General features: G+C 42.6%; 18 protein-coding genes. 7 read left to right on the forward strand and 11 right to left on the reverse strand.

All coding sequences use genetic code 11. The annotated features are described in order from the left end of the window. Positions 1 to 69: 69 nt before the first annotated feature. The 8 genes from V6D41_RS21000 to V6D41_RS21035 form a co-directional block, all read right to left on the reverse strand. Entirely contained in the window at positions 70 to 603 is a 534-nt protein-coding gene (locus tag V6D41_RS21000) for a phosphatidylglycerophosphatase A family protein (RefSeq protein WP_333519519.1), read from the reverse strand. A 17-nt stretch (positions 604 to 620) separates the two neighbouring features. Further along, positions 621 to 1,232: a YpjP family protein gene (locus V6D41_RS21005; RefSeq protein ID WP_333519520.1), complete on the reverse strand. Its 612-nt coding sequence runs from the start codon at positions 1,230 to 1,232 to the stop codon at positions 621 to 623. A 256-nt stretch (positions 1,233 to 1,488) separates the two neighbouring features. Further along, on the reverse strand, positions 1,489 to 2,274 hold the full coding sequence (locus V6D41_RS21010) for a class I SAM-dependent methyltransferase (RefSeq protein WP_333519521.1): 786 nt from the start codon (positions 2,272 to 2,274) through the stop codon (positions 1,489 to 1,491). 44 nt (positions 2,275 to 2,318) lie between these two features. Next, positions 2,319 to 2,753 (reverse strand): bacilliredoxin BrxA, encoded by a 435-nt coding sequence (brxA, locus tag V6D41_RS21015; RefSeq protein ID WP_333519522.1) that lies wholly within the window; start codon positions 2,751 to 2,753, stop codon positions 2,319 to 2,321. A gap of 106 nt (positions 2,754 to 2,859) precedes the next feature. Continuing rightward, entirely contained in the window at positions 2,860 to 4,536 is a 1,677-nt protein-coding gene (gene ilvD / locus V6D41_RS21020; protein WP_333519523.1) for a dihydroxy-acid dehydratase, read from the reverse strand. A gap of 290 nt (positions 4,537 to 4,826) precedes the next feature. Then, on the reverse strand, positions 4,827 to 5,960 hold the full coding sequence (locus tag V6D41_RS21025) for a conserved virulence factor C family protein (RefSeq protein WP_333519524.1): 1,134 nt from the start codon (positions 5,958 to 5,960) through the stop codon (positions 4,827 to 4,829). A 59-nt stretch (positions 5,961 to 6,019) separates the two neighbouring features. Further along, positions 6,020 to 6,637 carry an HD domain-containing protein gene (locus V6D41_RS21030; RefSeq protein WP_333519525.1) on the reverse strand — a complete coding sequence of 206 codons (618 nt, stop codon included), beginning with the start codon at positions 6,635 to 6,637 and terminating at the stop codon, positions 6,020 to 6,022. Between the two features lie 13 nt (positions 6,638 to 6,650). Beyond that, positions 6,651 to 7,133, reverse strand: a complete 483-nt coding sequence (locus V6D41_RS21035; RefSeq protein WP_333519526.1) for a glutathione peroxidase — start codon at positions 7,131 to 7,133, stop codon at positions 6,651 to 6,653. Positions 7,134 to 7,525: 392 nt separating this feature from the next. On the opposite strand from V6D41_RS21035, the gene metA reads away from it, so the two are divergent. The 4 genes from metA (at position 7,526) to cspD (ending at position 10,252) form a co-directional block, all read left to right on the forward strand. Beyond that, positions 7,526 to 8,431 (forward strand): homoserine O-acetyltransferase MetA, encoded by a 906-nt coding sequence (gene metA / locus V6D41_RS21040; RefSeq protein WP_333519527.1) that lies wholly within the window; start codon positions 7,526 to 7,528, stop codon positions 8,429 to 8,431. A gap of 227 nt (positions 8,432 to 8,658) precedes the next feature. Beyond that, a complete protein-coding gene (locus V6D41_RS21045; protein ID WP_148961534.1) occupies positions 8,659 to 9,810 on the forward strand; it encodes a diglucosyl diacylglycerol synthase in 1,152 nt (383 codons plus the stop codon). A gap of 79 nt (positions 9,811 to 9,889) precedes the next feature. Then, on the forward strand, positions 9,890 to 10,036 hold the full coding sequence (locus V6D41_RS21050; RefSeq protein ID WP_148961533.1) for a hypothetical protein: 147 nt from the start codon (positions 9,890 to 9,892) through the stop codon (positions 10,034 to 10,036). Positions 10,037 to 10,051: 15 nt separating this feature from the next. Further along, positions 10,052 to 10,252: a cold-shock protein CspD gene (gene cspD, locus V6D41_RS21055; RefSeq protein ID WP_003230776.1), complete on the forward strand. Its 201-nt coding sequence runs from the start codon at positions 10,052 to 10,054 to the stop codon at positions 10,250 to 10,252. Positions 10,253 to 10,295: 43 nt separating this feature from the next. On the opposite strand, the gene degR is transcribed toward cspD, so the two are convergent. Further along, the gene (gene degR / locus V6D41_RS21060; protein ID WP_010327956.1) at positions 10,296 to 10,478 is read right to left on the reverse strand and encodes a transcriptional regulator DegR; all 183 of its coding nucleotides are present in this window, start codon (positions 10,476 to 10,478) and stop codon (positions 10,296 to 10,298) included. Positions 10,479 to 10,634: 156 nt separating this feature from the next. Here degR and V6D41_RS21065 point away from each other — a divergent pair, with 156 nt between their 5' ends. Further along, positions 10,635 to 10,904, forward strand: coding sequence for a DUF2564 family protein (locus V6D41_RS21065; RefSeq protein WP_087990477.1), 270 nt, complete (start codon positions 10,635 to 10,637; stop codon positions 10,902 to 10,904). Between the two features lie 28 nt (positions 10,905 to 10,932). On the opposite strand, the gene V6D41_RS21070 is transcribed toward V6D41_RS21065, so the two are convergent. Then, on the reverse strand, positions 10,933 to 11,115 hold the full coding sequence (locus V6D41_RS21070) for a zinc-finger domain-containing protein (RefSeq protein WP_087990478.1): 183 nt from the start codon (positions 11,113 to 11,115) through the stop codon (positions 10,933 to 10,935). After that, on the reverse strand, positions 11,108 to 11,788 hold the full coding sequence (locus tag V6D41_RS21075; RefSeq protein ID WP_333516523.1) for a ribonuclease H family protein: 681 nt from the start codon (positions 11,786 to 11,788) through the stop codon (positions 11,108 to 11,110). Before V6D41_RS21075 ends, V6D41_RS21070 begins: the two co-directional genes overlap by 8 nt. A gap of 82 nt (positions 11,789 to 11,870) precedes the next feature. Between V6D41_RS21075 and V6D41_RS21080 the strand changes: the two genes are divergently transcribed. Together V6D41_RS21080 and V6D41_RS21085 are read left to right on the forward strand one after the other, a co-directional pair. Beyond that, the gene (locus tag V6D41_RS21080; RefSeq protein WP_333519528.1) at positions 11,871 to 12,560 is read left to right on the forward strand and encodes a queuosine precursor transporter; all 690 of its coding nucleotides are present in this window, start codon (positions 11,871 to 11,873) and stop codon (positions 12,558 to 12,560) included. Further along, a partial coding sequence (locus V6D41_RS21085; protein ID WP_333519529.1) for an RNase H family protein occupies positions 12,560 to 12,790 on the forward strand: 231 nt, incomplete at its 3' end. The genes V6D41_RS21080 and V6D41_RS21085, both read left to right, overlap by 1 nt.

The raw sequence follows: 12,790 nt of genomic DNA on the forward strand, positions 1-12,790 counted from the left end.
AAAGTAGTCTTCTAGTAGTGTAACACAATAAAAAATCATTTCTGAACCCAGAAATGATTTTTTTATTAGTCATCTGACGACAGGCTTTTCATCCTGTTCTTTTTCTTCATCTTGCAGATCCTGATGCGTATGGGCAATTCTGCTCGCAGCGGCTGCTGCAAGTGCTGCCACAATATCATCCAAAAAGGTATGAATACCGTCCGGGCTTTCATCAAGTTCTTTAATGATTCCAATCTTCTCTTTATCCAAATAACCGAAGTTGGTCAGGCCGATCGACCCGTATACATTAACGATTGAAAGAGGGATAATTTCATCAATGCCGTAAAGCGGTTCATCCGTTTCAATAAGGTGCTGCAGCGGTTCCGGAAGAAGTTTCTGCTCAGCGAGCTGATCAAGCGCAAGGCCAGTTAAAACAGCATGAATAATTTCACGTTTGTTCAGCACTTTTTCTACATTCTCCATACATACACTAAGTGGCAAATTTGGATTGTATTTTTCCTGAAGTTTTTGAACAATCCGCGCAATATCTTCGATCATAACGCCCCGTTTGTTCAGCATAACTTTTGTTATATCGACCATTTCATTCATTGTGTACTTTTTCATGTCTAATGGCATCTCCTTTACGCACTCATCCAGTTGGGAGGCGTGTTGCGGTCCCAGTATATGCTTCCAAGCTCATGATGTGATTGAAACCCATCTTCTGCTGTATGATAATGAAAATTAAACCAGTAGCCGTCATGAGGCGGGTGGTCTCTGCGCACATGGAATCTGATGAGATCTTTTCCAGTCGTCCGATTGTAAACGTTGAAAATTTTTTCCGTTTGGCCCGCTGAAGGCATGCTTGAGATCACAACATCTTGATACGCCTCATCCTCTTGCAATGTCGCCAAATAATCACTAATCACATTTTCGATTTTCGGCATGATCTCTTTCCGATAGTCATCCTCAATGACCGCAGCGATTTTGCTGCCGAATTTCACAAAGGACTGATCCTCAGCGCTGTCAAGGAGCTGTTCCTTGTACGTTTGAAAAAGCAGTTCAGGATCTCGCCTGCCTTCCGACTCATCATCGTACAGGTCATGCTCATCATAAAAAGCGGTGTAATCATTCTGCTCAAGACTGCTCGGCTGTCCGGAGGGCTTGTCCGCCATAAGAGCAGCCGGAGGAGATACGAGCCCGAATGTTACGATGGTAAATAAAACCACAAGGGTCTTTCTCATCCACATTTTCATGATTGCTTATTCCTCTCTATTTTTTGTTATGTTTCTCTTATTTTAGCACACCCGAAACATGCAAGTCATGTACGATATGAAACTGATATGCAAATTAGGAGATTCGTAACTTTGCGGTTTGTGTAAAAACGCTTACAATATTCTGTGAAAGGAGGCTTTCCACATGATTGACGCTCTGTTTGCCACAGTTTCACTCTTAACATTGTTATACTTTGTCGTCATGGAAGTCACCGATTAACAGAAAGCCCGTGATTCGTCACGGGCTTGTTTTACTTGCGGCTTGAATGACACCATAATGGAACAGCGCTGTTTTTCTTTTGATGACGTTAAAACCAAACTGTTCAAATCGCGGGCTTTTCCAGTGGTCTTTCAGTACAACGCTTTTTCTGGCAGCGCGCACCGCTTCTTTGATACACCCTTCATCCAAAGCTGAATCCTCCGCAAAGTTCCGTAAAGGCGCGATGCCGTCAGACGTCTCTACAGGCTCATGAAACATTGGATCGAAATATATCACATCAAAAGAGTTGTCAGGAAGCTGCTTGATGTATTCATAGCAATCTCCATTCTTTACTTGGATTTTACTCATCGCGGCTTGAAGCTCTTCTATATCCGTTTCCCATGATTGCAGTCCCATCCTCACCAGAACGGAAACAAGATGGTTTTTTTCAATCCCAATCACAGAACCCGTTTCGCCTACTGCCATACTTGCGATAATGGAATCCGAACCCAGCCCGAGTGTGCAATCTAAAAACGTATCCCCTTCCGATAAGCCAGCTGCCCGAAGCATCGGCTCTCGCTCACCCCGTAAAAAGCGTTTAGCTCTGAACATCGCTGTATTCGGATGAAAAAAGAATTTGGCACCTTGTTTCGTATACAATTCGTACCGTTCTTTGCCGACCACAAGCAAATCACGCGCAGCTGACTTCAGCAGGTTTTCAACCGTCTGTTTATTTCGGCTGCAGTATGGCATATCAAGCTCTTTAGAAAGCAGCTTTGCGGTTTTTACGGTATCTTCAGTCGGTCTATAGCTTGTTGTTATCATCTTCTGTACTCCCTAAAAAAAGAAAATGCCCGGAAATCGGGCATTTAGCAGTTTGCATCGAAGGCAGCCGTCAAATTTTTCATGATCTCTTCCATATCATGACCTTCAATTTCATGACGCGGAATAAAATGGACGACTTCCTTGCCTTTCAAAAGAGCCATTGACGGTGAAGAAGGCTCCTGTCCAGTAAAATACTCACGCATTTTTACAGTAGCTTCTTTATCTTGTCCCGCAAATACAGTCACTGTATTGTCAGGTGTTTTGTCATGCTGGAGGACTGCTTGTGTTGCCGCAGGACGCGCAAGGCCAGCCGCGCAGCCACATACAGAGTTAACGACAACAAGAGTTGTGCCCTCTGCCTTTTCCATAAAGTTTTCTACTTCTTCCGCTGTTGTTAATTCTTCAAAACCTGCTCCAGTCAGCTCGCGGCGCATCGGTACGACAAGCTGGCGCATGTATTCTTCATAAGCCATTGACATAAAAAAAGCCCCCTCTATTATCCTTCATCTGAAGTAAAGGATACTATAGAGAGGGCCGGATTTCAAATGTTCACGCCTTAAAATAAGAGAAAGGATTCCCTGCTGTCTAGATTTTCATGATACCGCCAGTATTGGCGCTTGTCACAAGTTTGGAATAACGGGCCAAGTAGCCGGTTTTCACCTTCGGCTCAAAACCTTTCCAGTTCGCTTTCCGTTTTTCCCATTCTTCCTCAGGCACTTGAACATCCAAGATGCGTTTTTCAATATCAACGATGACATGGTCTCCGTTTTCCACAAAGGCAAGCGGTCCTCCCTCTGCCGCCTCTGGTGATACGTGGCCGATTGAGAGGCCACGAGATGCTCCGGAAAAACGTCCGTCCGTAAGCAATGCCACTTTTGGTCCGAGTCCCATTCCAACGATTTGGGATGTAGGAGCAAGCATTTCCGGCATACCAGGTCCACCTTTTGGCCCTTCGTAACGGATAATGACCACGTCGCCTTCTTTTACTTTCCGGTTGATAATGCCGTCAAGCGCCTCATCCTGAGAATCAAATACGACAGCCGGCCCTTCGTGTCTCGTAATTCCGTTCTGTACGCCGCCCGTTTTAATGATAGCGCCATCCGGAGCCAGATTGCCGAATAAAACAGCAAGACCGCCCTTTTCAGTGAATGGTCGATCCAGCGGATGGATGACGTCATAATCCTTTACTTCATGTCCGGCAATGGTTTCTCCGAGTGTTTTTCCTGTAACGGTCAGTGCGTCTAAATGAAGCGCCCCTTCTTTCTTGGAAAGCTCATTCAACGCCGCAGACACACCGCCGGCTTCATGAAGATCTTCAATATACACATCTGATGCAGGCGCCAGTTTGGACAAGTGCGGCACGCGCTCAGCAACTTCGTTAATGCGTTCTAAAGAGTATTCAACACCAGCTTCGTTTGCAAGGGCAAGCGTATGAAGAACGGTGTTTGTTGAACCGCCGAGCGCCATATCGAGCGCAAACGCGTTATCAATCGCTTTTTCTGTGACGATATCACGCGGTTTGATATCTTTGCGAATCGTTTCCATTAATTGAGCAGCTGATTTTCTGACAAACTCTTTGCGTTCCGGTGCTGTCGCAAGAATGGTTCCGTTACCCGGCAAAGCAAGGCCGAGTGCTTCGGACAGGCAGTTCATTGAGTTCGCCGTAAACATGCCTGAGCAAGATCCGCACGTCGGGCATCCGAACTGCTCTAATTCTTGAAGTTCGTTTTCGTTGATTTTTCCGGCTTGGAAAGCGCCTACTCCTTCGAAAACTGAGGAAAGAGAGATTTTTTTTCCGTCACTTGTTCTTCCTGCCGCCATCGGCCCCCCGCTGACAAAAATGGTTGGAATGTTGATGCGCATTGCCGCCATAAGCATTCCCGGCGTGATTTTGTCACAGTTCGGAATACAGACCATACCGTCAAACCAGTGCGCGGATACGACCGTTTCCACAGAGTCTGCGATAATTTCACGGCTCGGCAGCGAATACCTCATGCCGATATGCCCCATCGCGATGCCGTCATCTACTCCGATTGTATTAAACTCAAACGGTACGCCCCCAGCTTCTCTGATTGCTTCTTTTACGATTTTCCCAAACTCCTGCAAGTGAACATGACCGGGAACGATATCAATGTATGAATTACAAACCGCAATAAACGGTTTGCCAAAATCCTCTTCTTTTACACCTGCTGCACGGAGCAAACTGCGGTGCGGAGCTCTATCGATTCCTTGTGTGATCATGTTACTGCGTAATTCTGCCATGGTGATCCTCCTAAATACTTTCAATTGTTAGACTGGATTTTATTTTAACAATTTTCAGTTTATTTTCGGGCTGTTTTTGCAAACAGATGACGTTCAGGCCGCCCTTGCCTTGATTGTTTCCTTCATGTTTTTATATTTATATAGCTTTCTGTCGATGTAAACCCTCCAACTATTAATATTGTTACTTACTATAAATAGTTTTCGGATATTTTTCAACAATATTCGAAATAATTTTTATAAAAAGTGAATTCACAAAAAAAAGATGCAGGATCTGCACCTTTTTCATTCTTTTATTCGCCCTTTTTTCTACTCTCTGTCATTTGTTTCCAAACAGAACCTTTTGCTTCTTCTCCATGCTCAATACGTTCAAGCGCCATTTTCACTTGAAGGCTGACCTCAAATTCGGGATCATCTTCGGCAGTGCGTAAAGCTTCAATGGCACTTTCATCGCCGACTTCGTACAGGAACATAGCCGCACGCCAGCGGACAAGCTTGCTGGAGTCGCTTAACGACTTGATCATAGCAGGAATGGCTTGAGAGTCGCCGATATCTGACAGGCAGTCTCCTGCCGTTCTTCTGACTGAGACAACTTTGTCCTCAAGTGCTTTGTATAATAAAGGAAGAACATCGGATGTTTCAATCATTCCTAAATATACGACAGCCTGTCTTCTGATAGACACCTTGGGATCATCCAATGCCTTCTGTAAAACCGGGATATCCTCCTCTTTCGGATCCATCTGCTCCAAATGCGCATAACGCTTTTTCCAGTCCTCATCATCCAGCATGTCAAGCGTTACTTTATACGCTTTGCGCTGTACAGCTTGTTTTGCTTCGCCTTTTCCTTGAACGGCTGCTTCTGTCAGCCGTTTCAGCCGTTCATCACTGTAAGCGGCCTGAAGCTCTTCTGTCACGTCATGACCGATTTCATTAAAATCACCGAATCTGACGCCTTGTTCTTTCCAGGTCCGCTCAAACACAACATTTGAAGCTTCAGATCTGAGTTTTAAGATCGCCTGCTGAAAGCGTTCCGGTAACCCGAAGCGCTCTTCCCGCTCCCCATCAGTTAATTTAACCTGCATAGGAATGCCACTGAACATCTGCACAAAAACTTTTACTTCTCCAAAAGACTCTTGGTCAGAGCGGTTTCCCTCTGTATTTTCAGCACTTTCCATCCCAAATGCAGAGCGGACTTGCGGTAAGATGTCTTTCCAATCGTATCTCGCGTTCCGTTCAACAGCGAGAAAATCAGCGACATGATATACGCCTTTAACGCCTTCTATTTTAAGGATTTCTGCTATAACAGGCGGTGCGCCTTCTGCTTGATCCGGTTTATAGTTATTGCTTTTGCCCGCCGGAAGCTCTTCCGTTAAGATGACCTTCATTGTATTGGGACTTGGCGTAGGTTCAATTGATTTTATCTTCATGATCGTCCTCCTATAACATATCTGTGACTTATTCTATCATAGTCGTTCCAAGCCTTCTATTACGACGTTTCGGCATCAATCCCGGGTACGTCTTTTTCTAATTGGCGGACAAACTGAAGCATAAAATCATGTCTTTCTTCTGCCAGTTTCCGTGCGGTGTCTGTATTCATCATATCTTTCAGCCGGAGCAGCTTATGGAAAAAATGAGCGTAGGCACTTTGATCATTTCCATAAAGGCTGTGCCCTTTTGCGCCCGCAAACATAAAAGCTCTGGCAATCCCTACAGCACCGATGGCATCAAGCCTGTCAGCATCCTGTACGGCTTTTGCCTCAATTGAATGCGGCTCTTTCGCCAGCTTATCCCTATCCCGAAAGGACATTCTTGTGATGATATGAATCACTCTGTCAGCATCCTCTTTTTCAACTCCGAAAAAAACGAGCTGATCATATACTTCGCTCACTGAAAACCTAAACGTGTCAGGCATCTTGACATCAATTAAATCATGAACCAAAGCCGTGATTTCAACTATGAACAAATCCGCATTTTCCTTTTCTCCAATATATAAAGCAATATCTGCAACTCTTGATACATGATGCCAATCGTGTCCAGAGCTTTCGCCGGTCAGCACAGACTGGACCCATGCCCTGATTTGCCCTGTCCGCTTCAATTCCTTCACAAAAACACCCTCTTTATTGCCCTAACAGCTTCACGATAACGTCTTCCAGCTCTTTCGGATTTGTATTCGGAGAATAGCGGCCAATGATTTCTCCGTTTCTGTCCACTATAAACTTCGTGAAATTCCACTTGATTGCCTTAGTTCCCAGCATCCCTTTCGCATGCTCTGTCAAATACACAAACAGCGGGTGGGCGTTTTTTCCGTTTACTTCTACTTTTGAAAACATAGAAAACGTAACACCGTAATTTGTTTCGCAAAATTCTTGTATATCTGCCTCATCACCAGGCTCCTGGCTCATAAATTGATTGCAGGGGAACCCTAAGATCTCCAGTCCCTCCTGCCGATATGTATCATATAACTCCTGAAGCTGTTTCAGTTGCGGCGAAAAGCCGCATTTGCTCGCTGTATTCACGATCATCAATACCTTTCCGGCAAAAGGCTGAAGTGTCATCTCTTTTCCTGTTATTGTACGTACCTTCATATGATATATAGACATGTAAGTCCCTCCTATGTCACTGCTGCTGATTATTTTACCGTTTTTATATCTCAATTCAAAATAAACACCTTTTATTAGAACTTATAAGAGCAGAGTCAAATAAACCTGATATGCCGGCTGTTATTGCAAAGGAGTGGCTGGTGTTCAAAATAATGTTATATACACATGCGTGCTTCTTTTGTTATCTTAACCATTCTATAAAACATGACAGTTCCCTTCTGGGATAAATCATCGAAAAAGCATTTTCCAGTGAAACCAAAAGGCGTATCTATGCGTTTTATTTAAAGAGTTTTCTGTTGTTTCCCCCTCAAACACTAATAGATAGATTGAAAATTGGCGTGAAAATTCCTATAATGAAGAAAATTAAACGGGGAAATAATGGAGGTGGCACGTTGCCTATTAATATACCAACACACCTGCCGGCAAAACAGGTGCTTGAGAGTGAACATATATTTGTAATGGATGAAAGCAGAGCATTTCACCAGGATATCCGGCCGCAAAAAATTATCATATTGAATTTGATGCCGAAAAAAATCCAAACAGAGACACAACTTCTCAGATTGCTTGGAAATTCGCCTTTACAGGTTCATTTTACATTCTTAATCCCAAGCACACACACGCCGAAAAATACTGCAAGAGAACATCTTGACGAATTTTATACGACTTTTTCCAATATCCGTCACAAGAAGTTTGACGGCATGATTATCACCGGTGCGCCGATCGAGCATTTGGCGTTTGAAGATGTTTCATATTGGGAAGAGCTCAAAGAGATCATGGAGTGGAGCAAAACGAATGTCACTTCAACCTTGCATATATGCTGGGGCGCCCAAGCAGGTTTATATTACCATTATGGTGTGGAAAAAATTGAAATGCCGAAAAAAATCTTCGGTGTGTTCGAACATACAGTACTTTCAAAACATGAAAGATTGGTAAGAGGTTTTGACGAGCTATACTACGTGCCGCATTCCCGGCATACAGATATAAATATGGAACAGCTTCAAGCAGTGCCTGAGTTAAATATTCTTACTGCATCAAAGGAAGCCGGAGTTTGCTTAATTGTGTCAAAAGACGAAAAACAAGTCTTTTTAACAGGGCACCCTGAATATGATACAAATACGCTTCTTCAAGAATATGAAAGAGATCTGGAACGAAATCTTTCTACTGTCGCGGCGCCTAAACATTATTTCGCAGTAGACAGCAAAGAGCCAGTGAATCGCTGGAAAGCGCATGCGACGCTATTGTTTATGAACTGGCTGAATTATTACGTTTACCAAGAAACTCCTTATGAATGGGACTAATTTTCTTTTTTAGTGATACGCTGAGCAAAAAATATGATAAAATACATCTGATTCAGTCTGCGTATAACAAAAAATTAAAATACTGGAATCAAATCTTTTAAAATTAGCTTAATTTTTTCACTGCATTAATAATTCAATTATGTATTTGTGTTATGTTTATGTATAGACAATAACTCCTTACGATGCATGAAGCTTGCTTGTTGTTGATTACATTGAGGTGAATTTACTTGAATACCAATAAAAGAGTATTAATTTTGACTGCAAATTACGGAAATGGACATGTGCAGGTAGCCAAAACGCTTTATGAGCAATGTGTACGGCTCGGCTTTCAGCATGTAACAGTTTCTAATTTGTACCAAGAGTCAAATCCGATTGTTTCAGAGGTAACTCAGTACCTTTATTTAAAAAGCTTCTCAATCGGGAAACAGTTTTATCGTTTGTTTTATTACGGAGTTGACAAAATCTATAATAAACGTAAATTTAATATTTACTTTAAAATGGGAAATAAACGATTGGGCGAACTTGTCAATGAACATCAGCCCGATATTATTATTAATACATTTCCGATGATCGTCGTGCCGGAATACAGACGCCGAACCGGAAGAGTCATTCCTACCTTCAACGTTATGACTGATTTTTGCCTTCATAAAATTTGGGTTCACGAAAACGTGGATAAATATTATGTGGCGACAGATTATGTGAAGGAAAAACTGCTGGAGATCGGCACTCATCCAAGCAACGTAAAAATCACCGGAATTCCAATCAGACCGCAATTTGAAGAATCTCTGCCGGCGGAGCCGTTATATCAAAAGTACAATCTTTCACCAAACAAAAAAGTGCTTCTGATCATGGCAGGCGCACACGGTGTATTAAAAAACGTAAAAGAGCTGTGCGAAAACCTTGTCAAAGATGACCATGTGCAAGTGGTTGTCGTGTGCGGGAAAAATACGGCTTTAAAAGAATCTTTAAGTACGCTTGAAGCAGAAAACGGTGACAAATTAAAAGTTCTTGGTTATGTGGAGCGCATTGATGAGCTGTTCCGGATCACAGATTGCATGATTACAAAACCTGGCGGTATTACTTTGACAGAAGCAACTGCCATCGGTGTGCCTGTCATTCTGTACAAACCCGTACCCGGCCAGGAAAAAGAAAATGCGAACTACTTTGAAGATCGCGGAGCTGCCATCGTCGTGAACCGTCACGAAGAGATTCTCGAGTCAGTCACTTCCCTTCTCGCAGATGAAGATACCTTACAGCGCATGAAGAAAAACATTAAGGACCTTCATTTAGCAAACTCCTCTGAAGTGATTTTAGAGGATATCCTGAAGGAATCAGAAATGATGATGACAGCTAAACAAAGAGCCAAAGCGCTATCGTAATGATGTTCATAAAGAGCACGCAAAAATCGCGTGCTCTTTTATTTTATTCACCTATTTATAAGAGCGGTTACATTTTTTTGTGAAACTTTCCCTTCTTTTTAAAAATAAGCAGTTTCGGAACTTGACGGGTGCTCCCAGATGGTGTATAGTTGAACCATCATTTAACAATGAATCAAAGTTAAATGGTGACAAAATTTTTTTTAGCACACGGGTGCTACAGTACTAGGAGGAATTAAGCAATATGCAAAACGGTAAAGTAAAATGGTTCAACAACGAAAAAGGATTCGGCTTCATTGAAGTTGAAGGCGGAGACGATGTATTTGTTCACTTCACAGCTATCGAAGGAGACGGATACAAATCATTAGAAGAAGGACAAGAAGTTTCTTTTGAAATTGTCGAAGGTAATCGTGGACCTCAAGCTTCTAATGTTGTAAAACTCTAAACTCAATACATGATGACAAATAGAGGAGAGGCAAATGCCTCTCCTATTTGATTTTCATCTGAATTTCAATGGCCAAAATATTTTGTTTGCACCTCTGTTCAATCTCTTCGACATGTTTTTCCATTGACGGCTTCCCTTTTTTCGCGATATCCGCGAGTTCTTCTAAATCACTGTATATTTCTATAAATGTTTTGTGAAGGATCGACCTCAAGTCTTTATCATCCATAGCTTCGTTCCCCTTCTCTGCCAAGATACCTCAAATAGTAAAACAGTCCTATTTATTCTGGTTCAATAGTTATATCGGCTTATTTTTCATTTTATTTTCTATTTTGGTACATAAATTTCAAAAAACCTCTGCAAAATAATTGCGGAGGTGTTTTTTATGACATCAGAATTTCATGAAGAGGAGCAAACTGGCTTTACGGATAAGCGGCAGCTGGAACTAGCGGTGGAAACTGCTCAGAAAACGACAGGAGCTGCGACGAGAGGCCAAAGTAAAACATTAGTCGATTCCGCATACCAAGCCATTGAGGATGCAAGAGAACTATCACAATCTGAAGAACTGGCAGCTCTCGATGATCCTGAATTTGTAGAGCAGCAACAGCAGCTGCTGGATGATAGCCAGCATCAGCTGGATGAATTCAAAGAATAAAAACCGCAGCTTCTGCGGTTTTTATTCTTTAGTGATTGGTTAAGACATCGCCGTATGCTTTCAGCTTTTCACCTACTGTACATTTATTAATACAAAATGAATGTGCATAAGTTTTGCCAAAATCTTTACGAAACTGTTTCTTAATAAAACAGTCCTTGCAATATTCATCTTGCAGTTCTGTCAGTTCTTTAAAGATCATTTTCTTATCCAATATCGTCATCTCCGTTACGGTCTAATTTCGTATGGCTTTCTACGAATTGATGGGATAGAATTTTTTTAGCGAGGCCGTCAGCTTCCTGGTTGTCTTTCCGCTGTATGGTTTCGTAAGTTGGAGTGAGCTTCAGCGATTCAAGGAGTGCTTCTATTTTGTCCAGCCATTCATTATGAGACGGATCATAGCAAGGCCAGCTGCCGTCAAGCTGATTCAGCACAACAAGCGAGTCCCCTTTGATTGTAATTGAATTTCTGCTAGCCCCAATCTCTCTTACTTCTCTTATTGCTTCATAAAGCGCCGCGTATTCAGCTTCATTATTGGTTTTCAGCCGGAAGCTTTTATTTTTTCTCAAGCGATGCCGGCTTCCTCCCAATGAATAATAAATGACGATTCCGAGTCCAGCCAGTTCGCTTTCCTTATCGAAACTGCCGTCAAAATAAACAGTAATGTCATCAGGCTCTTGAGCAAGCTCCTCTGTCAGCTTTTCCAATTCCTTCAGCGTCCAGCTGCCGCCTTTCTCGTCTTCGAACTCGAGCTCTTTCATATATGGAAAACGGCCTAGTTCTCTGGCGAGCATACGTGCCTGCTGAGCAGTCAGCCAGTCTTCGCCTAAAAATGAGACGGATCCCGTCCCTTTCGCTTCTATCTTCATATGCGGTCTGAGCTTCATTATGATCACCTTACCATTCATTAGTTGCCGGGCATGTGCTATAATCAAACCAATCTTATCCCGGAAAGGAAGCTTTTTCATTTTGTTTAACAATTCATTTTGGATCATTTTTGCGATCATTCATTTTATCATTGTTCTTTTATTTTATAAAGGATTTGGCAAAATGGGACTGTTTGTTTGGATTGGTTTTGCGACAGTTTGTGCCAACCTTCAAGTCGTCAAAACAGTCGAACTGTTTGGCTTAACAGCAACGCTCGGGAATGTGATGTACGGCACAATCTTTTTTGCGACAGATGTGCTGAATGAGAAATACGGTCCGGCGGAAGCCAGAAAAGCGGTATGGCTCGGATTCTCAACGCTCCTGACGCTGACATTTGTCATGCAGGGCGTGTTGCTTTTCGAACCGGCTTCCAGCGACATATCGCAAACAGCGCTGGAAACGATTTTCGGATTCCTTCCGCGAGTCGCGTTAGGAAGTCTGCTTGCCTTTATCTTCAGCCAAACGCTGGATGTTTATGTATATTCGTCAATTAGAAGGATATTTCCTTCTGATCGGCTTTTATGGCTCAGAAATGGCGGCAGTACAGCAGTCAGCCAGCTGTTTGATACATTGATATTTACTGGTGTCGCTTTTTTCGGCATTTATCCGGCAGGAATTTGGCTTCATATTTTTATTTCCACATATTTAATTAAGTTTGCGGTATCTTTGATTTCACTGCCTTATGCTTATGCAGCAAAAAGAATGGTACCGAATGATGAGAGGAGTTCATAATGCCTACAGAAATATATGTAGACGGTGCAAGCGCCGGTAATCCCGGGCCATCCGGCATCGGCATTTTTATCAAACATGAAGGACAAGCAGAGTTTTTCTCTATTCCAATCGGAATGCATACAAATCAGGAAGCGGAATTTCTTGCTTTAATTGAAGGGATGAAGCTTTGTGCAAAGCGCGGGTATCAATCTGTTTCCTTTCGCACCGATTCAGATATTGTGGAACGAGCC

The sequence above is a fragment of the Bacillus sp. 0102A genome (assembly GCF_036765155.1).
GTDB classification, from domain to species: Bacteria; Bacillota; Bacilli; order Bacillales; family Bacillaceae; genus Bacillus; species Bacillus subtilis_G.

Bases quoted from the DNA above. Each gene is read 5' to 3' on its own strand.
- ilvD (WP_333519523.1), bottom strand. From the start codon at position 4,536: ATGGCAGAATTACGCAGTAACATGATCACACAAGGAATCGATAGAGCT.
- V6D41_RS21035 (WP_333519526.1), bottom strand. From the start codon at position 7,133: ATGTCTATATATCATATGAAGGTACGTACAATAACAGGAAAAGAGATG.
- V6D41_RS21075 (WP_333516523.1), bottom strand. From the start codon at position 11,788: ATGAAGCTCAGACCGCATATGAAGATAGAAGCGAAAGGGACGGGATCC.
- V6D41_RS21005 (WP_333519520.1), bottom strand. From the start codon at position 1,232: ATGAAAATGTGGATGAGAAAGACCCTTGTGGTTTTATTTACCATCGTA.
- V6D41_RS21010 (WP_333519521.1), bottom strand. From the start codon at position 2,274: ATGATAACAACAAGCTATAGACCGACTGAAGATACCGTAAAAACCGCA.
- degR (WP_010327956.1), bottom strand. From the start codon at position 10,478: ATGGATGATAAAGACTTGAGGTCGATCCTTCACAAAACATTTATAGAA.
- V6D41_RS21065 (WP_087990477.1), top strand. From the start codon at position 10,635: ATGACATCAGAATTTCATGAAGAGGAGCAAACTGGCTTTACGGATAAG.
- V6D41_RS21025 (WP_333519524.1), bottom strand. From the start codon at position 5,960: ATGAAGATAAAATCAATTGAACCTACGCCAAGTCCCAATACAATGAAG.
- brxA (WP_333519522.1), bottom strand. From the start codon at position 2,753: ATGTCAATGGCTTATGAAGAATACATGCGCCAGCTTGTCGTACCGATG.
- V6D41_RS21000 (WP_333519519.1), bottom strand. From the start codon at position 603: ATGAAAAAGTACACAATGAATGAAATGGTCGATATAACAAAAGTTATG.
- cspD (WP_003230776.1), top strand. From the start codon at position 10,052: ATGCAAAACGGTAAAGTAAAATGGTTCAACAACGAAAAAGGATTCGGC.